Raw genomic sequence first — 22163 nt, forward strand, 5'->3', positions numbered from 1 at the left:
GCATGACCGTCGCCACCGAGACCCAGCCCTCCGCCCCGCCGGTGCTCGACGTACGGCAGCGGAACGTCGTCTTCGCCACCATCGTGCTCGGCATGCTGCTCGCCGCCCTCGACCAGACCATCGTCGGCACCGCGCTGCCCACCATCGTCTCGGACCTCGGCGGCGCCGCCCACATGTCCTGGGTGGTGACCTCCTACCTGCTGGCCGAGACGGTGGCCACCGTGCTGGCGGGCAAGTTCGGCGACCTGTACGGGCGCAAGCTGATCTTCCAGGTCTCGGCGATCGTCTTCGTCGGCGGCTCGTTCCTGTGCGGCCTGTCCACCAACATGACCCTGCTGATCGCCTGGCGGGCGGTGCAGGGCATCGGCGCGGGCGGGCTGATGGTCACCGCCATGGCGCTGATCGCGGACGTCATCCCGTTGCGCGAACGCGGCAAGTACCAGGGTGCGATCGGTGCGGTGTTCGGCCTGGCCACCGTCATCGGGCCGCTGCTGGGCGGGCTGTTCACCGACCACCTGTCCTGGCGCTGGGCGTTCTACGTGAACGTGCCGATCGCCGTCGTCGTGGTGATCGCGGCCGCCCGGACCATCCCCTCGGTGCGCTCGGCGGTACGGCCGGTGATCGACTACCTGGGCATCGCCCTGGTCTCGGTCGGCGCCAGCGCCCTGATCCTGGCGACCAGTTGGGGCGGCAACCAGTACGCCTGGGGCTCCGGGGTGATCATCGCCCTGTTCGTCGGCGGCGCGGTCGCGCTCGGACTGTTCTGCTGGGCGGAGACCCGGGCCGCCGAACCGATGCTGCCGATGCGGCTGTTCCGCAACCCGGTGTTCGCGGTCTGCTCGGTGCTCAGCTTCATCGTCGGCTTCGCGATGCTCGGCGCGCTGACCTTCCTGCCGACCTTCCTCCAGTACGTGGACGGCGACTCGGCGACCGTCTCCGGCGTGCGGATGCTGCCGATGGTGATCGGCCTGCTGATCGCCTCGATCGCCAGCGGCAACGTGGTCAGCAAGACCGGCAAGTACCGGCTGTTCCCGATCGCCGGCACCCTGGTGATGGCCCTCGGCCTCTACCTGCTGTCCCGGCTCGAACCCGGCACCGGCACCGCGCTGGCCTCGCTCTACATGTTCGTGCTCGGCGTCGGCATCGGGCTGAGCATGCAGGTGCTGACCATCGCCGTGCAGAACACCGTCGACTACGCCGACCTCGGGACCGCCACCTCCGGGGTGACCTTCTTCCGCACCATCGGCAGCTCCTTCGGCACCGCCGTGTTCGGCACCATCTACGCCAACGGCCTCAAGACCGAACTGGCCAAGGGCGTCGCCGCCTCCGCCCGGCTCACCGGCGCCGACCCGGCCGTCCTGGTACACGCCGCCGGGAGCCCGCAGGGCCTGCACAAGCTGCCCGCCGAGCAGGCCGCGCCGATCATCCAGTCGTACTCGGACGCCCTGCACACCGTGTACCTGTGGACCATCCCGGTGGCCGTGGTCGGCTTCGTGGTCGCGCTGTTCCTCAAGCAGGTGCAGCTGCGCGACACCACCCGGGCCGGCTCCACCGACATGGGCGAGGGCTTCGCCCAGCCGACCACCAGCGACTCCGACCCGCACCTGGAGTACGCCGTCGGCAAGATCGTGCGCGGGGTCGACCTGGACACCGTGCGGACCATCGTCGGCGACGCCGACACCCGCGTCGACCTCGCCGGAGCCTGGGCCCTGATGGAGGTGGCCGGCCACACCAAGGCCCTCGGCCACGCCTCCCTCGACCTCATCGCCACCCGCAAGAAGCTGCCGCCCGAGGTCCTCGAACCGGTCTTCGACCGAATGGCCGCCGAGGGCTACCTCACCCGCGACGGCGACCGCCTCACCCACACCGAGGCCGGCACCCAGGAGGTCCGCGCCCTCGCCCGCGCCTGGTCCGGCTGGCTCAACGCCCGCCTCGACGCCGACGCCGGCCGCCCCCGCAGCCCCCAACTCCGCACCGCCGCCGACGCCATCGCCTGGCGCCTCCTCGCCGAGGACCTCGCCAACGGAGTCCCGGCCACCGCCCGCCCGAAGGACAACGCCAAGGTCCGATGAGGGCCGCCCGCCGGCCCCGGCTCCCTGCCGTGTCCCGGGCCCCGCTAGGAAGGGTGTCGACCAGCGCGGCCAGGTCGGCGCGCACGCCGTCGTTGACAAGAGCGAGATCGGCGCGGTAGCAGGTCCCGTGAGTATGCGCCGTCGACGCTCCGTTTGCTGGTCACTCCTACAGGGGTGACGCTGGAAGACGAAGGTGGCTAGGGTCGACTGGCTGCCTCTTCCTGAGATTCAGGAGGTAGAGGTGCCAAAGTCATTCCGAATCAGGTATAGGGGCCAGCAAGGGCGAATACCCAAGAACTTTGGGTTGCCCGGCGTTGTCCACACCCGGCACGCTGTGGTCCACGTAACCGCTGGCGAAGTGAGGGACGCAGGGCCCAGCGAAATCCAAACTCCTGGCGGCCATTCCGTTGAACAGGACTTCATCTACAACCTGGGCGACGCGAACGTGTGGGTCAGCAACATCTCGCCACATGGCGAGAACGACCACTTCCAAGGCGAGGAAGGCGGCGTCGAGTTCGTCCTTCACGTGGACTACAGTCAGCCGGTTGATGTTGGCGTCACAATCTGCGTTGACGACGAGCCTCCAGGGTTTATTGATAACGACAACTGAGGCTCTTTCACGTCGGAATCGACCCATGTTCGCCCCTGTCCCGGTCGCTGTCCGGCTTCGCGGCCCGGCACCCGCGGGTGGAGCTTGAGTTGGTGACGGGCCAGCCGCACGAGCTGGTGCCCGACCTGGAGGCGGGCCGGCTGGACGCGGCCGTGGTCTTCGAGCACCCGCTGGACCCGTGGTACCGGGAGTCGACGGTGCAGGTGCGGGTGTTCTTCACCGAGCCGCAGTTGGTCGTGCTGCCGCCCCGGCACCGGCTGGGGCGGCGCCCGGTGGTACGGCTGGCGGAGCTGGCGGACGAAAGCTGGATCGGCACCCACGGCGGCGGCACCGGTGAGCCGGTGCTCGAACGCGCCTGCGCGGCCGAGGGGTTCCGCCCCGGGTGCGCTGCCGCAGCGACCACTACCGGGTCACCGTCAACCTCGCCCGGGCGCGGGATGGGCGTGGCGCTGATCCCCGCGCTCGGCCTGGCCGACGACGCCGGGGTACATGTCTGCCGGCCGGACCACCCCCAGTTGCACCGCCGGATCGGGATGACCCGGGCCTCCAACCGCAATCCGGTGCTGCACGCCTTCCGCGCCGAACTCGACGCCGCCGCAGCGGAGATCGGTTCGCTGCTGCAGCGGCGCCGGGCGGGCTGAACCCCTGCCGTTCCCTGTGCCATGAGCTGCTGGTGTGTCATGCTTCTGGCGTCAGTATCCATTTCAGCTGATTGGACTCCGATGACCCGCCGGATATCCGCCCTCCTGATCGCCGCCGCCGCCCTGCTGTCCCTCGGGGCCGCTTACGGCCAGCACACCGCGCCCCGCACCGCCACCGTCGCCGAGGCCCCCGCCAGTACCGCCGGCGGCCACACCGCCGAGCGCTCCGAGCACCACTGACCGACGCCACGGCCCCGGGCGGGGCTCACCCGGCCCCGCCACCGCACCTCACCGGGCCACCGCACCGGGCCGCAGCACCTCGACGGACCGCTACGCCTCACCGAACGCGGAGCACTTGACCCGCCCGGGCCCCGGTCGGCCGGCCACCGCGCACCGCGACCCGGTCGCCGACCACCGCCACGTCCGCCGGGCGGGCGGCAGCTAGGCTGGCCACCCGTTTCGGCGAGTTGGGAGATCAGGGCATGCCGGGGAGAGCGTCGACGGATGAAGCCGTGCACCTGTTGCAGGGCGAGTTGCAGGCCGGGCAGCGTGCGGTCGCCGATCTGAGCACGGAGGACGCCTGGTCGGCGTTCCTCCGTTTCGGCCGGGCCCGCTTCGACACCCCGGACACACCCGACGCCGACGGGCTGCTCTTCCAGTACGGCACCTACTCGTTCGATGGCCCGCCGACGTTCTCGCTGGACCTCACGCGGCAGTTCGAGATCAACGACAGCAGCGGTGATCACCACCACTACCTGCAGGTCCACTGCGAACTCCGGTATGACTCCGCCGCTCCCCTGAGTGCCTTGGGCAGCTTCGAGTCGTGGTTCTTCCACGACACCGAAGACGATCTCGATCAGTGGGCCGAGGGGCTGACCGATCGAGGGGCCTGGGCGGTCGTCCGCGAGCACAGGCCCGTGGAGATCAGGGTCTACCGAGAGCAGGTATGACCGGAGCCGGACCGACCGTTCACGCAGGGTGCGGTCCGCCTTGCGGGCCGGAGGACGGGGGCCGGGTGGGGGTCGGCCCGGGCGGGTGGACGGGTTCGACCCGGACGAGTGGCAGCAGCCGGCGCCGGTCGGCCGGGTCGAAGCTCCCGGCCAGCGGCGCGAGCACGGTCGCCGCGGACAGGGCGACGGCCTCGGCCAGCCGCTCCGGCCATGGGGTCCCGGCGACCAGGCCCGCGGTGAGCGCGGCCACCGCCGAGTCGCCGGCGCCGGTCGGGTTGCCGCGCACGTCCTCGGGTGGGCGGGCATGCCAGTCGCCCTCCGGCGTGCTGGCGAGCAGCCCGCCGGGGCCGAGGGACACGACGACGGCTCGGGCACCGGCGGCGCGCAGCAGCCGGGCGCCGGTGAGCGGGTCCACCGGCCCCGCCGTCGCGGCGAGTTCGGCCGCGTTGGGCTTGATCAGTGCCGGGCCGGCGGCCAGTCCGGCGAGCAGGGCGGGCCCCTCGGCGTCGAGGACGGCGGGCACCCGCGCCTCTACGGCGAGGGCGACCAACTGCCCGTAGGCGTCCGGCGGCACGCCGAGGGGCAGCGAGCCGGACAGCACGACGGCCCGGGCGGTGCGCAGCAGTCGGCGGTAGCGGACGGTGAAGTCGGACCACTCCTCGGCGGTGACGGCGGGGCCGGGTTCCAGGTAGACGGTCGCGTCGCCGGTGGCGTCCTCGACCACGGCGACGGTGCGCCGGGTGGAGCCCGCGATCGGGAGGAGTTCGTCGCGCAGCCCGGCGGCCGCGAGGTCGGCCCGCAGGGCCTGCCCGGTGGCGCCGCCGACCAGGCCGCTGACCACGGTGTGGTGACCGAGCGCGGCGAGCACCCGGGCGACGTTGACGCCCTTGCCGCCGGCCAGTTCGGTGACGGGCCCGACCCGGTTGCTGCCGTGTTGGGCCACCCGGTCGAGACGGTAGGTGACGTCCACGGCGGCGTTGAGGGTGACGGTGAGGATCACGACGCGCCTCCGGGCGACGAGACGTGGACGAACGGGCCCCCGGTCGGCACGTCCCCGGCCGGAAGGTCCCCCGCCGGCAGGTCCCCCGCCGACAGCTCCCGGGCCAACAGATCCCGGGCCAGCAGGGCCGCACCGAGGCAGCCCGCACTGCGGCCGTGTTCGGCCGCGACCAGCCGGGGCGGGGTACGGAACGCCAGCCGCTCGGCGAGTGCCGTGCCCAGGGGGGCGAGGAGGTCCGCCCCGGCCCGGGCGAGGCCGCCGCCGATCACGATCCGCTCCGGGTCGAGCAGAGCGGTGGTGGCGGCCAGGCCGTCGGCGAGGGCCGCCACCGCCTCGGCCCAGACCTCGACGGCGACGGGCTCGCCGGCCGTCGCCCGCCGGTGCACGTCCTCGGCGCCGAGGTCCGGGGCGCCGGTGAGCCGGGCGTGGCGGCGGGAGATCGCGGAGGCGGAGGCGACGGTCTCCAGGCAGCCCCGGCCACCGCAGGCACAGCGCTCGCCGCCGGGCCGTACCACCAGGTGGCCGAGTTCGCCCGCGATGCCGCGCGCGCCGCTCTGTGGGCGGCCGCCGGTCACCACGGCGGCGGCGATGCCCGTGCCGACGGGGACGAAGACGAAGGAGTCGCTGCCGCGCCCGGCGCCGAGGCGGGCCTCGGCGAGGCCGCCGGCCCGGACGTCGTGGCCGAACGCGACCGGGAGGCCGAGGTGTTCGGCCACCCGGTCGCGGATCGGGAGGTCGTGCCAGTCGAGGTTGACCGCCTTGACCACGGTGCCCGCTGTCTCGTCGACCAGGCCGGGCGCGACGACGCCGACGGCCCTGGGCGGGGCTCCGGCCCGCCGGGCCAGCTCGGCGAGTTCGGCGGCGCAGCCGAGCACGGTGTCGAGGACGGCGCCGCCGCCGCGGGCGGGCCGGGTGGGCCGGCGCTCGCTGCGCAGGACCGTTCCGTCCTCCGCCACCACGGCGCCCTTGATCTCGGTGCCGCCGATGTCCAGGGCGATGACGTTCCCGGCGGCGATGTGGCCCATCGATCCCCCTGCTCGAATCTGCAATGAGTTGCTTGAAGCTGAGCAAAAGATAGGGCAGTCGATCAACTTTGAACAAGAGGGCAGCGGGGGAACTGGTGATCGCGACACCACACGACCCGACCGCCCCCGGGACGACTTGCCTCAGAAGGCGATGCGGACCTTGAGCGCCGAACGCTCGTCCATCGCCCGGTAGCCGTCGGGGACGCCGTCGAGATCCACCGTGCGGTCGAAGACCGCGCCGGGGTCGATCGCGCCGGAGAGCACGTCCGGCAGCAGCTCGGGGATGTAGGCCCGGGCCGGGGCGACACCGCCGGCCAGGGAGACGTTCCGGTCGAACATCTGCGAGATGTCCACACCGGCCGAGCCGCCGTGCGGCACGCCGACGTAGCCGACCGTGCCGCCGTCGCGGGCGATGGAGACGGCGGTCCGCATCGACTCCTCCGTGCCGACGGCCTCCAGCACGGCGTGCGCGCCGAGCCCGCCGGTCAGCTCCCGGACCGCCTCGACGGCGGCCTCGCCGCGCTCGGCGACGACGTCGGTGGCGCCGAAGTCGCGGGCGATCGCGGTGCGCCGCTCGTGCCGGCCGAGCGCGATGATCCGCCCGGCGCCGAGCCGGTGGGCGGCGAGCACGCCGCACAGTCCGACCGCGCCGTCGCCGACCACGGCGACGGTGGCACCGGGGCGTACCCGGGCGGAGACCGCGGCGTGGTGGCCGGTGCTCATCACGTCGGAGAGGGCGAGCAGGCCGGGCAGCAGCTTCTCCTCACCGGCGGCCTCCCGGGGCAGCCGGACCAGGGTGCCATCGGCGAACGGCACCCGGACGGCCTCGCCCTGGCCGCCGTCGGAGCCGACCTGGCCCCAGAAGCCGCCCTCGGGGCAGGAGGTGTGCAGGCCCTCCCGGCAGAACTCGCAGGTGCCGTCCGACCAGACGAACGGGGCGAGCACGAAGTCGCCCGGCGTGAAGCCGGTCACCTCGGCGCCGACCGCCTCGACCACGCCGAGGAACTCGTGGCCGATCCGCTGCCCGGGGACCCGGGCGGCGACGCCCCGGTACGCCCACAGGTCGCTGCCGCAGATGCAGGCGTTGACCACCCGCACCACCGCGTCGGTGGGCCGCCGGACCACCGGGTCGGGCACCTCCTCGATCCGGATGTCGTTGGGGCCGTGGATCACGGTGGCACGCACGAAGACACTCCCGTACTGCTCGGGGACTGGGGTCGGGGCAGTCAGGTTCGCCGTCCGCCCGCCTCCGCGTCCAGCTACATCTCCTACAGCAGGCCCTTAAGCTGGGCTGATGCTCGACGTCCGACGACTCGTCCTCCTGCGCGACCTGGAGGCGCACGGCACGGTGACCGCCGTGGCCGAACTCCACCGCGTCACGCCCTCCGCCGTCTCCCAGCAGCTGCGGCTGCTGGAGGAGGAGGCCGGTACCGCGCTGCTGGAGCGCACCGGACGCTCCGTCCACCTCACCGCGGCCGGGCACCGGCTGGCCGCGGACACCGGGGCGGTGCTCGCGGCGCTCGAGGAGGCCCGGGAACGGCTGCGCACCGGCGCCGGGGAGCCGACCGGCCCGGTGCACCTCGCCTGCTTCCCGAGCGCGCTCGTCCCGCTCGCGGCCCCGCTCGGCGAGGCCCTGGAGCGCGCCCACCGCGGCCTGGAGGTGCACATCACCGAGGCCGAACCCGAGGCCGCCGTACGGCTGTTGCTCCAGCGCCGGGCCGATGTCGCGCTCGTCTACCGCTACACCAACCTCGCCGCGCCCCCGCACCCCGGCATCGAGACCCGCACCCTGCGGACCGATCCGCTGGTCGCGGTGCTGCGGGCCGACCACCCGGCCGCCGCCCCGGCGACGGCCGCGGGCGGCGCGGGGGTCCCGGTCGACCTGCGGGAGCTCGCGGACACCTCGTGGATCACCGCCCCGCCGCAGACCCCCTGCGGGGACGCCGTCCTCCAGGCCTGCCGCTCGGCCGGCTTCACCCCGCGGGTGCGGCACACCTGCACCGACTTCGCCGCCATGACCGCCCTCGCCGCGAGCGGCGGCCACACCGTGCTCATCCCCCGGCTCGCCACCGACCGCCTGCCGCCGTCGCTGACCGTACGGCCGGTGTCGGACGCCACGCTCACCCGCACGATCGAGACGGCGGTCCGCCAGGGCACGGCCCACCAGCCGACGGTCGCCGCCTGCCTCGAAGCCGCCGCCCGGCTGGGCTGAACACGGCGGGGCTGAATACGGCGGGGCCCGGAGAACGGCCCCGGCGGGATCAGCCCGCGAGCGGCGGGTTGAGGCGGGCGAAGGCCTCCTGGCGGCGGTACGGGAAGTACGGGTAGGGCGCGGTGCGGGCGCTGGCGGCGTCCAGGCGGGCGACCTGCTCCGGGGTCAGCGACCAGCCCACGGCGCCGAGGTTCTGCCGCAGCTGCTCCTCGTTGCGGGCGCCGATGATGACGGAGGAGACGGTCGGGCGCCGCAGCAGCCAGTTGATCGCCACCTGGGGGACGCTGCGGCCGGTCTCGGCGGCGACCTCGTCCAGGGCGTCGACCACCCGGAACAGCAGCTCCTCCTCGACCGGCGGGCCGTAGTCGGCGGTGTCGTGCAGCCGGCTCCCGGCCGGGAGCGGCTCGCCGCGGCGGATCCGGCCGGTGAGGCGGCCCCAGCCGAGCGGGCTCCAGACCAGGGCGCCGACGCCCTCCTGTTCGGCGAGCGGCATCAGCTCCCACTCGTAGTCGCGGCCGACCAGGGAGTAGTAGACCTGGTGGGCGGCGTAGCGGGGGCGGCCGTGGCGCTCGGCCAGGTCGAGGGACTTCATCAGCTGCCAGCCGGAGAAGTTGGAGACGCCGGTGTAGCGGATCTTGCCCGCGCGGACCAGGTCCTCCAGGGTGGCCAGCACCTCCTCGATCGGGGTGGCGGCGTCGTAGGCGTGCAGCTGGAAGAGGTCGAGGTGGTCGGTGTCGAGGCGGCGCAGCGCGTCCTCGACGGAGCGGACCAGCCGGGCCCGGGAGGTGCCGGCGTCCTGGGGGCCGTCGCCGAGCGGCAGGCCGGCCTTGGTGGAGATCAGCACCTGGTCGCGGCGGCCGCGCAGGGCCTGGCCGAGCACCTCCTCGGCGGCGCCGTCGGAGTAGACGTCGGCGGTGTCGAAGAGGGTGACCCCGGCGTCGAGGGCGATGTCGAGCAGGCGGCGGGCCTGCTGGACGTCGGTGCTGCCCCAGGCGCCGAACAGCGGGCCGCGGCCGCCGAAGGTGCCGGTGCCGAGGCTGAGGGCGGGGACCTTGAGGCCGGAGGCGCCGAGGCGGCGGTACTCCATGCCGGTGGAGGTGGGTTCGGTGGAGGTGGACATGGCGGTGCCTTCCTCGAAGCCCCTAATGGGACTCTGGTTCCGTTAGGATGGTTCGAAGCTAGCAGACCCCGCCCAACTAATGGAACAGGAATCCCGTTAATGGTCGACGAGCCCTCCTCCCCCGGCACCGTCCGCCCCGGCGGCCGCACCGCCCGGGTCCGCGCCGCCGTCCTGCGGGCCGCCGAGGACGCCCTGGTCGAGCACGGCTTCGCCGGCCTCGACCTCGGCGACCTCGCCCAGCGCGCCGAGGTCGGCCGCACCACCGTCTACCGGCGCTGGGGCAGCACCACCGCCCTGCTCGCCGACCTGCTTTCCGACATGGCCGAGCAGTCCCTACCGCGCACCCGCAGCGGCTCGCTCGCCGAGGACCTGCGGGCCAACGCCCGACTGGTCCGGCGCACCCTGGCCGACCCCAGGCAGGGCGCGCTGTTCCGCGCCGTCCTGGTGGCCGCCAACGGCGACCCGGGCACGGCCGAGGCGCTGCGGCACTTCTACCGGCGCCGGGTCGGGGAGTGGGCGCCGTGCGTCACCGAGGCTGTCGAACGCGGCGAACTCCCGCCCGACACCGACCCGTTCGAGGTGATCCGGGCCGTCTCCGCGCCGCTCTACTACCGGATGCTCACCACCGCCGAGCCGCTGGACGAGGCCGCCGCCGACCGCGCCGCGGCAGCCGCCGAGGCCGCCGCCCGGGCGGGGGCGTACCGGCGGGCCGCGGGCTGAGCCGGTCATCCGGTCAGCCGGTCAGCCGGGAGCACCGACGCATACGGTCCGTCACCTGATCGTCGCCCACCGGCTGCGGAGCGCGACCATCTTTCGTAGCGTCATGCCCATGTCGATCACCTCACGCGCGCGGGCGACCTGGCTCGCCGTCCTGACCACCGCGACCCTGACCACCGCGACCCTGGCGGCGGGCGCCGGCCCCGTGTCGGCCGCGCCCGCCGCCGCCCCCGCCGCCTCCGTGCCGTACTACGAGCAGCAGCTCGGCAACGACTGCGAGGCGGCCGCCCTGCGCATGCTCCTCGCCGCGCGCGGCGTGACCGCCGACGACCAGCAGATCCTGGACCGGATCGGCGTCGACCGGGAGCACCCCGAGTTCGGCCACTCCGGCCCGCGCTCCGGCGACCCCTACGAGGCCTTCGTCGGCGACCCGGACGGCTCCGAGACGGCCGGCACCGGCTTCGGCGTCTACTCCCCGCCCGTCGCCAAGGCCGCCCGCTCGTACGGGCTCACCGTGCGCCAGGACGGCTCGGGCATCTCCGTCCAGCAGCTCAAGGACGAGCTGGCCGCCGGCCACCCGGCGGTCGTCTGGGTGGACTACCTCTGGCGGCACCTCCGGAGCACCACCTACACGGCCTACGACGGGCGGAGCGTGCTGTACGCCGGGCCGGCCGAGCACACCGTCGTGGTCACCGGGTTCAGCGGCGGCCGGGTGTCGCTCAACGACCCCGCGCGGGGCCGGACGACCGTCTCCGAGGACGACTTCGCCGACGGCTACGCCACCTACGGGCACATGGCGGTGGTCATCGACTGAGCGGCGCCTGCGCAGCCTGTGAGCGATGTATGAGTTTTTGGCAAGAACCCGGCCCCGACCCCCACCGGTGGCGCGTTCCCCCAGGTCAACCCCCGATACTGGCTCCCATGGCACGGCTACTCCTGATCGAGGACGACGACTCCGCACCCGAGGCCCCGGCGCTCGGCCCGCGCTGCGGGCTGCGCCGCGGCCTCGGCTGCGGCCACCGCTTCGGGCCGCAGTGACCGCCGCCGCCACCCCGGGCCCCGCACCGGCCACCGCCCCCCGACCGTCCGACGACCCGCCCCCGCGGCCGGGCCCGCACCCGCCGCGGCTGGTCCGGCTGCGCCGCGCCGTCGCCGGGCTGCGGCCGCGCCTGCTGGTCGCCTTCGTCGCCGTCGCCGCCCTGAGCGCACTGGCCACCGCCACCCTCACCTACCGGGCCGCCACCACCTCCACCCTCGACCTGACCAAGGACACCGCCCTGGACGAGCTGCGCCGCCGCGTCGACGTGCTCGCCCCGGCCCTGCCCTTCCCGCCCACCCAGGGCGAACTCGACCGCCTGGCCGTCCAGTTGTCGGGCACCGGCGGCTTCCGCGACTGGCGGGTGCTGGCCTCCTACGGCACCGAGCACTCGGAGTGGACCCAGTCCGTGGCCGTCCCGCCGGCCCTCCAGCACACCGTCGACTCCGGCCACGCCGCCTTCCAGCGCTTCGCCGCCGACGGCCACCCCTGGCTCGCCGTCGGCGTCCCCGTCACCTACGCGAAGGGCGGCCCCGCCGGGGCGTCCGGGCTCACCGTCTACGCCCTGCTCCCCCTCGACCGCGAGCAGAGCGCCGCCACCGCCCTGCTCGCCGGCGCCGCCGGGGCCGGGGCGTTCGCCGCCGTACTGGCCGCCGGACTCGCCCTGCTGGCCGCCCGCCAGGTGCTGCGGCCGGTCCGGGCGCTCGGCGACGCCGCCCGGGCCCTGGCCCAGGGCAAGCTGGACACCCGGCTGACCGTCACCGGGCACGACGAACTCGCCCAGCTCTCCAAGACCTTCAACCACACCGCCCGCACCCTCCAGGGCACCATCGAGGAACTGCGCGCCGTCGAGTCCCAGGGCCGGCGCTTCGCCGCCGACGTCTCGCACGAACTGCGCACCCCGCTGGCCGCGATGCTCGCCGTCACCGACATCCTCGACGAGGACGCCGAGCAGCTGCCCGCCGACACCGCCACCGCACTGCGCATGATCAGCAACGAGACCGTACGGCTGACCAGACTGGTCAACGACCTGATCGAGATCTCCCGGCTGGACGCCGGGGCCGCCCCGCTGCGCACCGAGACCGTCGACGCCGCCACCGCCGTGCGCGAGACCCTCGACCTGCGCGGCTGGGGCGAGCAGGTCGACCTCGACCTGCCCGCCGCCCTGCCCGTCCGGCTCGACCCGCGCCGCTTCGACGTCGTCGTCGCCAACCTGGTCGGCAACGCCCTGCGACACGGCCGCCCGCCGGTGCGGCTCGCCCTGCGGGGCAGCGAGGAGGAACTGGTGCTCACCGTCACCGACCACGGTCCGGGCATCCCGCCCGCCGAACTCCCGCACCTGTTCGACCGCTTCTACAAGGCCGACAAGTCCCGGGCCCGCTCCGAGGGCAGCGGCCTGGGCCTGGCCATCGCCCAGGAGAACGCCCGGCTGCACGGCGGCCTCATCGAGGCCGCCAACGTGCCGGACGGCGGAGCGGTGTTCACCCTGGTCCTGCCCCGCGGGCTGGACGGGGAGGAGGAGTGGTGACCGTCCGCCGACTCGTCCCGCTGGCCGCCGCCCTGCTGCTGACCGGCGGCTGCTCGATCTCCACCACCGGTTCGGTCCGCAGCGGCCAGCCGGCCACCGGCGTCCAGCCCGGCACCCGGCTGTACCTCCTCGACCAGCACGGCATCCGGCCCGCCATCCGCCCGGCCACCCGGCGCGAGGACCTCCAGCAGACCCTGGACACCCTGCTCGCCGGGCCCGACCGGACGGAACAGCGCGCCGGGCTGTACAGCGACCTCCCCAAGGGCGGCCGGGTCCAGGCCACCGCCACCCCCGGCGTGGTCACCCTGCGGCTCTCCTGGCCCGCCGCCTCGCTGTCCGCCCCCGCCATCCAGCAGCTCGTCTGCACCACCGAGGACGCCCCCACCACCGGCCCGGTGCCGAAGGTCGCCATCGTCAGCAGCGACGCCCCCTCGGCCATCCAGCAGCAGTGCGACCTGCATCGCACCGGCTGAGCGGGGGCGTCGCTGACGGCCGAGCGAAACGACTGAGCAGGAGACGGCTTAGAAGAAGGAGTCGTCGTCCTCGTAGTAGTTGTTGACGACCACCTGCGGCTCGTCGTCGCTCAGCGCCTCGTTGAGCAGCATGCCGCCGACCAGGCCGGCCGCACCCGCGCCGATCATCGCGCCGGTGCCGAAGCGGCGGCCGCCCTGCTCCTGCTGCTGGGCGGGCACCTGCGGCTGCCCCTGCTGCGGGTACCCGGCCTGCGGATAGCCGGGCTGCGGGTACCCGGCCTGCGGCGGGGTGTAGAAGGGCGGGACGGTGGTCTGCACCCGCTGGGCGCAGGCGGCGCAGGCCTCGACCTGGCGCGGCACGCCCCACTGCGGCTGCCACAGCACCACGGCCGAACCGGCGCCGTGGGTGGGGTCGAAGAAACACGTCACGGGTGAACTCCCTGTAGCTGGCTGGGCCTTCGGAACGGCGGGGACGGCCGGCGGTGCCACCGGCGCGGCCGGCACGGGCGCGGGAACGGGGGCCGGGGCCGGGGTAGGAGCCGGAGTCACCGGCGCGGGCTGCAGGACGTCGACCCCGAAGTCGGTCGCGATGCCCGCGAGCCCCGAGGCGTAGCCCTGCCCGACCGCGCGGAACTTCCAGTCCGCGCCGTTGCGGTAGAGCTCGCCGAACACCATGGCCGTCTCGCTGCCCGTCTCGGGCGTCACGTCGTACCGGGCCACCTCGGTGCCGCCGTCCGCGTCGACGACCCGCACGTACGCACGGCGCACCTGGCCGAAGCTCTGCCGCCGCTGCGCCGCGTCGTAGATCGCCACCGCGAAGACGACCTTCTCCACCTGCGCCGAGACGTCCCCGAGCCGGACCTCGATCCGCTCCGCGTCCTCGCCGCCCCCGCCGGAGCCCAGGTGGCGGACCGCGCCGTCCGGGCTCTGCAGGTTGTTGAAGAAGACGAAGTGCTGGTCCGTGAGGACCTTCCCGGACGGGCCGCACAACAGCGCGCTGGCGTCCAGGTCGTACCCGGCTCCGGCCGTCCACCCGAGGCACACCCGGACGGACCGCACGCCGGGCGCCTGCCGGTTCAGGGAGACGTTGCCACCCTTCGTCAGGGCCACACTCATGGGGCTTCCTCCACCACCGTCCGAATCACGCTGTTCGACCCCGACAACGCTGTAGAGCTCACGCCGGTTCCCGCCCGTCCGGCCGGATGCGGACGGGGAGTTCCAGCAGGCCGCGGGCCCGCAGCGCGGGGCGGTGGCGCAGCTCCTCGGCCGGGGCGTCCAGGGCGAGGTCGGGGAAGCGGCGCAGCAGGGCGGTGATCGCGAGCGCTGTCTCCAGCCGGGCCAGCGGGGCGCCCAGGCAGTAGTGGATGCCGTGGCCGAGCGCGAGGTGGCCGCTCTCCCGGCGGCGCAGGTCGAGCCGGTCGGGGTCGGCGAACTGCTCGGGGTCGCGGTTGGCGGAGGCCAGCGCGAGCAGCACCGTCTCCCCGGCCGGGACGGTGACCCCGCCGATGGTGACGTCCTCGCGCGGGAAGCGGCGGATGGCCAGCGGGGCCGGGCCGTCGAAGCGGGCGAACTCCTCGACGGCGCCCGCGATCAGCTCCGGTTCGGCGCGCAGGGCGGCGAGCTGCTCGGGGTGGGTGAGCAGGGCGAGGACGGCGTTGGCGATCAGGTGGACGGTGTTCTCGTAGCCGGCGAAGAGGATCAGGAAGGCCAGCGAGGTCAGTTCGTCCTCGCTCAGGCGGTCCTGGGCCTCCCTGCCCTGGACCTCCGTGCCCTGGACCTCCGTGCCCTGGGCGTCCCCGCCCGGTCCGCCGCCCTGGGCGTGCTCGTCGCGGACGGCGATCAGGTCGGAGAGCAGGTCGTCGGCCGGGGTGGTGCGCTTGCGCTCGATCAGGCCGGTGAAGAAGCCGAGCATCGCCTTGACGGCGGCGCGGGCCTGCTCGGGGTGGTCCGGGTCCGGGGTGATCAGGGTGTCGGTCCAGGCGCGGAAGTCCTGCCGGTCGTCCTCGGGGACGCCGAGCAGGTCGCAGATGACGGTGATCGGCAGCGGGGCGGCGTAGGCCGCGAGCAGGTCGACCCGGCCGGACGGTCCGGCGGCCGCCTCGACGGCGTCGAGGAGCTGCTCGGCGACGCGCTCGACCGGGGCGTGCAGGGCGGCGATCCGGCGCGGGGTGAAGGCCTGCCCGACCAGGCGGCGGATCCGGGTGTGGTCCGGCGGGTCCATGTTGAGCAGGTTGGCGTCCAGCGCGGGCGGCAGCGCGAGGCCCCGGTAGTTGCCGGGGGCGGCGTGCGAGCGGTCGAGGGCCAGGCGCGGGTCGGCCAGCGCCCGGCGGACGTCCGGGTAGCGGGTGACCAGCCAGACGGGCAGCCCGTCCGGGCCGGTGACCCGGTGCACGGGCGCCTCGGCGCGCAGCGCGGCGTAGGCGCCGTAGGGGTCGCTGATCAGGGACTTCACGGTCGGATCGAGGGGTGTCACCCGCTCAGCCTACGGGTACGGCGCAGGCACCCTGGCGGGGCGTCAGCCCGCCGCCTAGTGTCAGTGGACATGACAAACGCCCGCCGCTCCGCCACCACCTGGTCCGCCACCACCCGCTCAGACACCACCCGCTCAGACACGACCCGCTCCGACCTCACCCGCTCCACCGCCGGCCGGACCGCCCGCCGCTCCGCCGCCGTGGTGACCGCGCTCGCCGGCGCCCTCGCCGCGCTGCTCGCCCCCGCCGCCGGGGCCCAGGCCGCACCGGCCGGCTGCCGGACCGTCACCACCGCCCCGCTGGACGCCGAACAGGCCCGGCTCCAGGACGCCCGGACCGCCGCCTTCACCGAGCGGTCCGGCCTCGCCGACCTGCTCCACGGCTTCCCCGCCGCGCTCTGCTCCGCCCGCACCGCCGACCGCGCCCAGCGGGTGGTCGACAGCTGGGGCCGCAAGCTCTGGCAGGCCGGCCTCGACCGCGCCCAGGGCCGCCGCCCCGGCGGCGAACTGCCCGCCCTGGACGACCGCCCGCTGTACTGGGCGCGACTTGCCATGACCGTCCGACTCGCCCAGTGGCAGCCCCGGTTCGACGTCGACCACGCCGCTCTGCGGGCCCGTTTCGAGGACGCCTCGCGCGGCCTCGGCGACGGCTTCGCGGACGAACCCGACCCCGGCGTCCGACGGATCTTCGTCAGCGGCTTCGACCCGTACGGCCTGGACACCGAAGCGCGCCGCGCCAACCCCTCCGGAGCGGCCGTCCTGCAACTGCACGGGCAGCGGATCACCCTCGCCGACGGCAGCACCGCCGAGGTGCGGGCCGTCGTCCTGCCGGTGCGCTACCGCGACTTCGACCAGGGCATCGTGGAACGCGCCTTCGGCCCGCACCTGGAGCCCGGCGGCCCGCAGTCCGCCGATCTGATCACCAGCATCAGCCAGGGCTACCCCGGCACGTTCACCCTGGAGGCCTGGGCCGGCCGCGCCCGCTCCGCCGACCCGGCCACCGACAACCTCGGCGCGCTCTCCGGCGGCACCTGGCAGCACCCGGTGGACGCCCCGGGCCTCGGCGACGGCCCGCAGTTCATCCGCACCACCCTGCCCACCGACGCGATGACGGCCGTCCAGCAGCCCTACCCCGTGCTGCTCAACACCCCCGTCACCGAGATCCCCGCAGGCGCCACCGACCCGGTCGACCGCCCCGACGGCCCGACCCCGGGCTCCCGCGCCGTCGCCGGGGGCGGCGGGGGCTACCTCTCCAACGAGGTCGCCTACCGCTCCAACCGCCTGCGCCTCGACCTCGCCCCCGGGCTGCCCGGCGGCCACCTCCACACCCCGGTCCTCACCGGCCTCCCGGACCAGCAGGACCGCGTCACCTCAGCGGAGTTCGAGCAGAACGAGGCCGCCATCGCCGCCCAGGTGCGCGCGATCCTGAGCAGCGCGCGGCTCTGAGTCGGTGCACCCCGCTGAGCCCGGGCCGGGCCCGGGCTCAGCTGCGGCCCGGGCTCAGGCTGGGCGGGCGAAGCGGGTGCCGGCCGCCCGGGCGCGCGAGTCGGCGATCTCGGCGTAGGCGGCGTCCCGTCCCGCCCAGTGCGAGCCCTCGACCGACTTGCCGCGCTCCAGGTCCTTGTAGACCTGGAAGAAGTGGGTGATCTCCAGCAGGTCGAACTCGGGCAGGTCGCCGATGTCCCGCAGCTCGGCGTAGCGGGGGTCCCGGGCCGGGACGCAGAGGACCTTCTGGTCGGGGCCGCGCTCGTCGCGCATCACCCACATCCCGACCGCCCGGCAGGTGAGCACACAGCCGGGGACGGCGGGTTCGCCGCCCAGCACGAGTGCGTCCAGCGGTTCCCCGTCGCCGCCGAGGGTGCGTTCGACGTACCCGTAGTCGGCGGGGTAGCGGGTGGCGGTGAAGAGGGTGCGGTCCAGCCGGATCCGGCCCGCGTCGAAGTCCATCACGTACTTGTTGCGCGATCCCTGCGGGATCTCGATCATCACCTCGAACTCCGCCGGTTCCACGGGCTCCACGGGCTCCACCCTCGCCTCCTCCACTGGTCCTGGGAAGATTGTCCGCCGTCAGGGCTCCGTGAGCAGCTACCGGAACGACACCCGTCGTTCGGGCCCGGCCGATAGCATCCGCACCATGGGGAGCTGGCAGGTCACGGTCATGAACCACCGTCGCGAGTCCGGCGGCCGTCCACAGGGGCGCCCGGCGGGGCCGTTGGCGCGGCGCGACGGCTGGGCCGTGCACGGCGGGGACGGCGAGCTCAGCTGGGTCGACCCCACCGGCGAGGTCCGCTGGCGCCGCCCCTGCCCGGGCCGGCCGAACGCGGCGCACCTCTCCGCCGACCGGGTGCTGGTCACCACCGACTCCTTCGACTACACCGCCTGGGGCCACCTCGGCCCGGCCCTGCTGCTGGACCTCGCCGACGGCACCCTGGTCGCCGAGCTGCGCGGGGAGCGCGGTGCGGCGCTCGGCGACGGGCGCTTTCTCCTGGGCCTGGAGGGATACGGCGCCTTCGACACCAGGGCCCACGACCGGGACGGCGCCGTGGTCGACTCCTGGCGCAGCTACGGCCACTACGTGGTCGGCGCGGTCGGCACCGGCCTGCGGGTGGTGGAGACCGACGGCCGCCACCCCACCGGCAGCCGGGTGGTGCGGCTGCTGCCCGGCGGGGTGGTCCAGCCCGGCCCCCTGCTGTGCGACGCCCTGGCCCCCGAGCCGCTGGTGCTGCCCGACGGCACCCTGCTGGTGCTGGACGCCGGAGTGCTGCGCGCCGTCGGACGGGAGCTGGACGACGCGGTGCTCGCCGAACTGCTCCCGCTCGACCCCGCCGACCGGCCCCGCTTCACCGGTTCGCTGCGCCGCAGCCCCGAGGGCCTGACCGCGACCCTGGTCGAACGCCACCCGACCCGGATGGGCAGCTACAGCTCGCACATCTGGACGCTCGGCCTGCGGACCGGCTGATCAGCGCAACTGTCCTCGCACCACCGGCAGTTCCAGCACCGAGACCGGCCGGAGGTCGATCGCCGCCCGTTGCACCCGTCCCTGCGGGAGCGGGGTGGCGACGGCGGCTGCGGCGGTGCGGCGTGACCGCCGGTGGCCCGTCCTCCCCGTCCCCCCCGTCCGCCCCCGGCTCATCGGCCGGTCGCCTTCCAGGGGCCTTCCTCGGGGCGCGCCTCGGTGTCCGTGCCCGGCCAGGGCGGCATGGTGACGGCGGTGATCCGCAGCGGCCCGTCGGTGTCCGGATCGGCCCGGAACTGGAAGGCGGTGCCCAGCGGGATCGAGACGGCCGTCCCCGGGGCGAGCCGGTGGACCTCCTCCCGACCGTGCTGGCGCCGCCACAGCTCGCCGTGGCCGGCCGTGACCTGCCACAGCTCCTGCACGGTGGCGTGCGAGACGGCGTGGGTGACCTGCCCGGGGGCGAGTTCGAAGACCGCGAGGCTGCCGAGCCCGTCCAGGACCAGCAGCGGGCGGACCTCGGCGCCGTCGGGCGCGGTCACCACGGGGGCGTCCGCTGTCTCGGCGCTCTCGAAGGGTTGGTGCACCGGCTGATCGCTCATCCGACGGCCCGTCCTCTCTGTCCGACCCCGGGGGAATCTGTCCGACCCCGGGAGAACCCGGCTCCGCTACCTAGGGACTCCCCCGAACTCGCGCACCGCGTCGGTGACGATGGCCTCCAGCCGGGCGTGGTGGGCGCCGCGCCAGTAGGCCTGGCCGCAGTCCGCGCACTGGGCGAAGGCGTCGTAGGAGCGCTCGGTGCCGTCGTGCAGCTGCTCGCGCACCGTGGTCTTGCTCACCGTGCGCAACGTGCCGTTGCAGGTGGTGCACCGGCTCCAGGGGGCCAGCGGCGGGGCGAAGCGGGAGAGCACGTCGCGCAGTTGTTCGGCCGGGCGGTGGCTGTAGACGTACGCGCCGGCCCACAGTTCGCGGCGGCGCAGCAGGCCGCGGTCGCGCGAGAGCATGACGCGCTGTTCGGCGGCGGAGCGGGCGGCCAACGCGGCGTCGCCGATGTCGGGGTTCTCGTACGCGGCGTCGATGCCGAGCAGGCGCAGTCGGCGGGTGAGGGTGCCGAGGTGGACGTCCAGCAGGAAGCGCGGCGGGGCGGGCGAGGGCTGCGGCCGGGCGACGGCGGCGACGCTGACCTGCTCGGCGTCGGCCGGGACGTACGAGTCGGGCACCGGGCGGCCGTCCACCAGCAGGCTGCCGACCTCGGTGAGCGGCACGCCCAGGGACTCGACCAGGTGGCCGAGGCTGGAGGTGCCGTCGGTGCGCAGCGCGGTGCGGCCGGCCCGCCGGGGCGCGGAGACGAAGAGGTGCAGCTCAGGGGCGAAGTCGAGCCAGATCTGGGGTCTGTCCACGCGGCCAGCATGCCAGCGGTCGGCGGGCCGGTGCCAGCGGTTTCCGATGCCCCCGCGCGGGGCGCTGCGCGGCGGGCCCGCGGAGTAGCATCGGCCGAATCCGGAACAGCGGCAGCGGCGGTTGGAGCGTGCGATGACCGGGAACGAGCGGCGGGCCCCCACGGGCGGGCCCGCGGCGCCGTACGGCGGCGACGACGACCTCTACGGCGCCTCGGCGGCGGTGGCCCCGACGGCCGAGGAGGACGGCGCGGGAGCCGGGGGCAGGTAGTCGCGGTCGCGCGCCGCCCAGCGGGCCACCGGGCCCATCGCGTACCCGGCGGCCAGGAACACCCCGCCCAGCACCAGCCAGCCCGCGAGCCCGCCGTCGAGCAGCAGCGCGGTGAGCAGCAGCGGCCCCAGGGTGCGGGCGACGGCGACGCCGGTGCCGAAGAAGCCCTGGTACTGGCCGATCCGCTCCGGCGGCGCGAGGTCGAAGCCGAGCTGCCAGGAGCCGGCCGACTGCCGCATCTCGCCCACCACCTGCAGCACGGCCGCGACCACCAGCAGGGCGGCGAACGCCCACACCGGGACGGACAGCACGGACAGTCCGCAGACCGCGCAGGAGGCGAGCAGCAGCACCCCGGAGGAGCGCACGGCCCGGACGGCCGAGTCCAGTCCGCTGACGTCGCGGGCCGCCCGGACCTGGAAGGCCAGCACGGCCAGGGTGTTGAGCACGAACAGCGCCGAGCCGAGCCAGCCGAGGCCGGGGGCACGCTGGGCGATCCACAGCGGCAGGATCAGGCTGAGCATCGGCATCCGCAGCAGCAGCACGGTGTTGACCAGGGTGACGGCGGCGTAGCGGCGGTCCCGCAGCACGGCCAGTCGCGGGCCGGCGGCCGGGTCGGCCGGTGCGGGCGGGGCCTCGGGCAGCCGGCGCAGCACCAGCGCACCGGCCAGGAAGCCGAGGGCGGTGACGGTGAAGGCGCCGAAGTAGGCCCCGGGGGTGCCAATGGTGAGTGCGATGCCGCCGATGGCGGCGCCAACGGCCAGTCCTCCGTTGAGGGTTGACTGGAGGTGGGCGAGCAGTCCGGTGCGCTCGGCGGTCGGCACCAGGCCCGCGACCAGGGCCTGCCGGGCGGCGGTGAGGCCGGACTGCGCGGTGGCGTAGAGGCAGACGGCGAGCAGGAACAGCGGGTAGGAGCGGACCACCAGGAGGACGGCGACCACACCGGCCGTGGCGAGCGCGAGGGCCACGGCGGTGCGGCGCGGGCCGCGCCGGTCGGCGAGGGCGCCGAGCGGGACGCCCGCCAGCGAGCCGAGCGCCCAGGCGACGGCGAGGCCGAAGCCGAGGGCGGTCGGCGACATCCCGATGACGCGGGTGAAGTAGAGCGCGGAGCAGGTGTAGTAGGCGCCGTCGCCCACCGCGCTCGCCAACTGGGCTGTGGCGAGCGTGCGTTGGGGGCCGGCGGGGGGCAGCAGGGCGGGCCGGGCGGCGCTCTGGTTCGGCACTTCTCTCCTGTCGGATCCAGGCGGGCGGTCATGCGGACAGTCATGCGGACGGACATGCGGGCGGCCCTGCGGACGGTCGACCGCGCAGGCGGTGGACCGGTCGGACGGGCGGCGCGCGGGCCGGACGTTCGCTACCGCTCGGAACGCTCCTCGGTGGGACGGGGTCCAGCCTAGGGAAGAAGTGGACCGGCCGACAGGTCCATTGATCTTGAATTTTCCCGGTCCACTTCCGTGGTCCCGCCGCACCGCCGGACGATCCGTGAACTCCCGTACGACGGAACCCTGTTGATCGTCCGGCAGCATCCCGAGCGGCCCGCCGACGCCCGGCCCGCCCGGCCGAAGACCCCTCCGTACCCGCTCCGACTCCCCCGGACGAAGCGGACCGGACACCTCCACCACCCGGCCGGAGGGCCAAGATTGGCCGTGTTGACCCGTCAGTAACGCCCTCCTATGCTCATCGGCGTCCGC

General features: G+C 74.7%; 22 protein-coding genes. 12 read left to right on the forward strand and 10 right to left on the reverse strand.

Going from position 1 to position 22163, the window contains the following annotated elements:
• The first annotated feature begins 2 nt into the window (after window positions 1–2).
• The 5 genes from AB0F71_RS17270 to AB0F71_RS17290 all read left to right on the forward strand — a co-directional run bounded on the left by AB0F71_RS17270 (window position 3) and on the right by AB0F71_RS17290 (window position 4273).
• Complete coding sequence (locus AB0F71_RS17270) at window positions 3–2072, forward strand: MDR family MFS transporter (RefSeq protein ID WP_360234339.1); 2070 nt, start codon at window positions 3–5, stop codon at window positions 2070–2072.
• Window positions 2073–2265: 193 nt separating this feature from the next.
• Window positions 2266–2682 (forward strand): hypothetical protein, encoded by a 417-nt coding sequence (locus AB0F71_RS17275; protein WP_360234342.1) that lies wholly within the window; start codon window positions 2266–2268, stop codon window positions 2680–2682.
• Between the two features lie 35 nt (window positions 2683–2717).
• Window positions 2718–3323, forward strand: coding sequence for a LysR substrate-binding domain-containing protein (locus AB0F71_RS17280; protein ID WP_360234480.1), 606 nt, complete (start codon window positions 2718–2720; stop codon window positions 3321–3323).
• Window positions 3324–3404: 81 nt separating this feature from the next.
• A complete protein-coding gene (locus AB0F71_RS17285; protein ID WP_360234345.1) occupies window positions 3405–3563 on the forward strand; it encodes a hypothetical protein in 159 nt (52 codons plus the stop codon).
• A gap of 272 nt (window positions 3564–3835) precedes the next feature.
• The gene (locus AB0F71_RS17290) at window positions 3836–4273 is read left to right on the forward strand and encodes a hypothetical protein (protein ID WP_360234348.1); all 438 of its coding nucleotides are present in this window, start codon (window positions 3836–3838) and stop codon (window positions 4271–4273) included.
• A gap of 19 nt (window positions 4274–4292) precedes the next feature.
• Here AB0F71_RS17290 and AB0F71_RS17295 read toward each other — a convergent pair whose 3' ends face one another.
• The 3 genes from AB0F71_RS17295 to AB0F71_RS17305 all read right to left on the reverse strand — a co-directional run bounded on the left by AB0F71_RS17295 (window position 4293) and on the right by AB0F71_RS17305 (window position 7483).
• Window positions 4293–5273, reverse strand: a complete 981-nt coding sequence (locus AB0F71_RS17295; protein WP_360234351.1) for a 1-phosphofructokinase family hexose kinase — start codon at window positions 5271–5273, stop codon at window positions 4293–4295.
• On the reverse strand, window positions 5270–6298 hold the full coding sequence (locus tag AB0F71_RS17300) for an ROK family protein (RefSeq protein WP_360234354.1): 1029 nt from the start codon (window positions 6296–6298) through the stop codon (window positions 5270–5272). The genes AB0F71_RS17295 and AB0F71_RS17300 overlap by 4 nt, the downstream gene beginning before the upstream one ends.
• A 141-nt stretch (window positions 6299–6439) precedes the next feature.
• Window positions 6440–7483 (reverse strand): zinc-dependent alcohol dehydrogenase family protein, encoded by a 1044-nt coding sequence (locus AB0F71_RS17305; protein ID WP_360234357.1) that lies wholly within the window; start codon window positions 7481–7483, stop codon window positions 6440–6442.
• Window positions 7484–7592: 109 nt separating this feature from the next.
• On the opposite strand from AB0F71_RS17305, the gene AB0F71_RS17310 reads away from it, so the two are divergent.
• Window positions 7593–8510: a LysR family transcriptional regulator gene (locus AB0F71_RS17310; protein ID WP_360234360.1), complete on the forward strand. Its 918-nt coding sequence runs from the start codon at window positions 7593–7595 to the stop codon at window positions 8508–8510.
• A 49-nt stretch (window positions 8511–8559) separates the two neighbouring features.
• Here the strand turns inward: AB0F71_RS17310 and AB0F71_RS17315 are convergent, their stop codons facing one another.
• Window positions 8560–9597, reverse strand: a complete 1038-nt coding sequence (locus AB0F71_RS17315) for an aldo/keto reductase (protein ID WP_360234483.1) — start codon at window positions 9595–9597, stop codon at window positions 8560–8562.
• A gap of 132 nt (window positions 9598–9729) precedes the next feature.
• On the opposite strand from AB0F71_RS17315, the gene AB0F71_RS17320 reads away from it, so the two are divergent.
• From AB0F71_RS17320 to AB0F71_RS17335, 4 genes are all read left to right on the forward strand, one after another.
• A complete protein-coding gene (locus AB0F71_RS17320) occupies window positions 9730–10350 on the forward strand; it encodes a TetR/AcrR family transcriptional regulator (protein WP_360234363.1) in 621 nt (206 codons plus the stop codon).
• Window positions 10351–10459: 109 nt separating this feature from the next.
• The gene (locus tag AB0F71_RS17325) at window positions 10460–11161 is read left to right on the forward strand and encodes a C39 family peptidase (RefSeq protein WP_360234366.1); all 702 of its coding nucleotides are present in this window, start codon (window positions 10460–10462) and stop codon (window positions 11159–11161) included.
• A 220-nt stretch (window positions 11162–11381) separates the two neighbouring features.
• Window positions 11382–12911, forward strand: a complete 1530-nt coding sequence (locus tag AB0F71_RS17330) for a HAMP domain-containing sensor histidine kinase (protein ID WP_360234369.1) — start codon at window positions 11382–11384, stop codon at window positions 12909–12911.
• Window positions 12908–13384 carry a GerMN domain-containing protein gene (locus tag AB0F71_RS17335; RefSeq protein ID WP_360234372.1) on the forward strand — a complete coding sequence of 159 codons (477 nt, stop codon included), beginning with the start codon at window positions 12908–12910 and terminating at the stop codon, window positions 13382–13384. Before AB0F71_RS17330 ends, AB0F71_RS17335 begins: the two co-directional genes overlap by 4 nt.
• Before the next feature lie 48 nt (window positions 13385–13432).
• Here the strand turns inward: AB0F71_RS17335 and AB0F71_RS17340 are convergent, their stop codons facing one another.
• Window positions 13433–14500, reverse strand: a complete 1068-nt coding sequence (locus AB0F71_RS17340) for a TerD family protein (RefSeq protein WP_360234375.1) — start codon at window positions 14498–14500, stop codon at window positions 13433–13435.
• A gap of 58 nt (window positions 14501–14558) precedes the next feature.
• Window positions 14559–15857 (reverse strand): cytochrome P450, encoded by a 1299-nt coding sequence (locus AB0F71_RS17345; protein ID WP_360234378.1) that lies wholly within the window; start codon window positions 15855–15857, stop codon window positions 14559–14561.
• 69 nt (window positions 15858–15926) lie between these two features.
• Here AB0F71_RS17345 and AB0F71_RS17350 point away from each other — a divergent pair, with 69 nt between their 5' ends.
• The gene (locus AB0F71_RS17350) at window positions 15927–17300 is read left to right on the forward strand and encodes a pyroglutamyl peptidase (RefSeq protein ID WP_360234381.1); all 1374 of its coding nucleotides are present in this window, start codon (window positions 15927–15929) and stop codon (window positions 17298–17300) included.
• Window positions 17301–17354: 54 nt separating this feature from the next.
• Here the strand turns inward: AB0F71_RS17350 and AB0F71_RS17355 are convergent, their stop codons facing one another.
• Window positions 17355–17840: an inorganic diphosphatase gene (locus tag AB0F71_RS17355; protein ID WP_360234486.1), complete on the reverse strand. Its 486-nt coding sequence runs from the start codon at window positions 17838–17840 to the stop codon at window positions 17355–17357.
• Between the two features lie 148 nt (window positions 17841–17988).
• Here AB0F71_RS17355 and AB0F71_RS17360 point away from each other — a divergent pair, with 148 nt between their 5' ends.
• The gene (locus AB0F71_RS17360; RefSeq protein WP_360234384.1) at window positions 17989–18813 is read left to right on the forward strand and encodes a hypothetical protein; all 825 of its coding nucleotides are present in this window, start codon (window positions 17989–17991) and stop codon (window positions 18811–18813) included.
• Window positions 18814–18983: 170 nt separating this feature from the next.
• Here AB0F71_RS17360 and AB0F71_RS17365 read toward each other — a convergent pair whose 3' ends face one another.
• The 3 genes from AB0F71_RS17365 to AB0F71_RS17375 form a co-directional block, all read right to left on the reverse strand.
• On the reverse strand, window positions 18984–19409 hold the full coding sequence (locus AB0F71_RS17365; RefSeq protein WP_360234387.1) for a hypothetical protein: 426 nt from the start codon (window positions 19407–19409) through the stop codon (window positions 18984–18986).
• A gap of 66 nt (window positions 19410–19475) precedes the next feature.
• Complete coding sequence (locus AB0F71_RS17370; protein WP_360234390.1) at window positions 19476–20207, reverse strand: Mut7-C RNAse domain-containing protein; 732 nt, start codon at window positions 20205–20207, stop codon at window positions 19476–19478.
• A gap of 201 nt (window positions 20208–20408) precedes the next feature.
• Entirely contained in the window at window positions 20409–21695 is a 1287-nt protein-coding gene (locus AB0F71_RS17375; protein WP_360234393.1) for an MFS transporter, read from the reverse strand.
• Window positions 21696–22163 lie beyond the last annotated feature (468 nt).

It is taken from the genome of Kitasatospora sp. NPDC028055, assembly GCF_040637885.1.
Lineage (GTDB): Bacteria > Actinomycetota > Actinomycetes > Streptomycetales > Streptomycetaceae > Kitasatospora.

What these genes read in the sequence shown, in the direction of transcription:
- AB0F71_RS17360 (WP_360234384.1), top strand. Translation starts at nt 17,989, where the DNA reads ATGGGGAGCTGGCAGGTCACGGTCATGAACCACCGTCGCGAGTCCGGC.
- AB0F71_RS17310 (WP_360234360.1), top strand. Translation starts at nt 7,593, where the DNA reads ATGCTCGACGTCCGACGACTCGTCCTCCTGCGCGACCTGGAGGCGCAC.
- AB0F71_RS17300 (WP_360234354.1), bottom strand. Translation starts at nt 6,298, where the DNA reads ATGGGCCACATCGCCGCCGGGAACGTCATCGCCCTGGACATCGGCGGC.
- AB0F71_RS17325 (WP_360234366.1), top strand. Translation starts at nt 10,460, where the DNA reads ATGTCGATCACCTCACGCGCGCGGGCGACCTGGCTCGCCGTCCTGACC.
- AB0F71_RS17350 (WP_360234381.1), top strand. Translation starts at nt 15,927, where the DNA reads ATGACAAACGCCCGCCGCTCCGCCACCACCTGGTCCGCCACCACCCGC.
- AB0F71_RS17320 (WP_360234363.1), top strand. Translation starts at nt 9,730, where the DNA reads ATGGTCGACGAGCCCTCCTCCCCCGGCACCGTCCGCCCCGGCGGCCGC.
- AB0F71_RS17355 (WP_360234486.1), bottom strand. Translation starts at nt 17,840, where the DNA reads ATGATCGAGATCCCGCAGGGATCGCGCAACAAGTACGTGATGGACTTC.
- AB0F71_RS17340 (WP_360234375.1), bottom strand. Translation starts at nt 14,500, where the DNA reads ATGAGTGTGGCCCTGACGAAGGGTGGCAACGTCTCCCTGAACCGGCAG.
- AB0F71_RS17365 (WP_360234387.1), bottom strand. Translation starts at nt 19,409, where the DNA reads ATGAGCGATCAGCCGGTGCACCAACCCTTCGAGAGCGCCGAGACAGCG.
- AB0F71_RS17315 (WP_360234483.1), bottom strand. Translation starts at nt 9,597, where the DNA reads ATGGAGTACCGCCGCCTCGGCGCCTCCGGCCTCAAGGTCCCCGCCCTC.
- AB0F71_RS17270 (WP_360234339.1), top strand. Translation starts at nt 3, where the DNA reads ATGACCGTCGCCACCGAGACCCAGCCCTCCGCCCCGCCGGTGCTCGAC.
- AB0F71_RS17285 (WP_360234345.1), top strand. Translation starts at nt 3,405, where the DNA reads ATGACCCGCCGGATATCCGCCCTCCTGATCGCCGCCGCCGCCCTGCTG.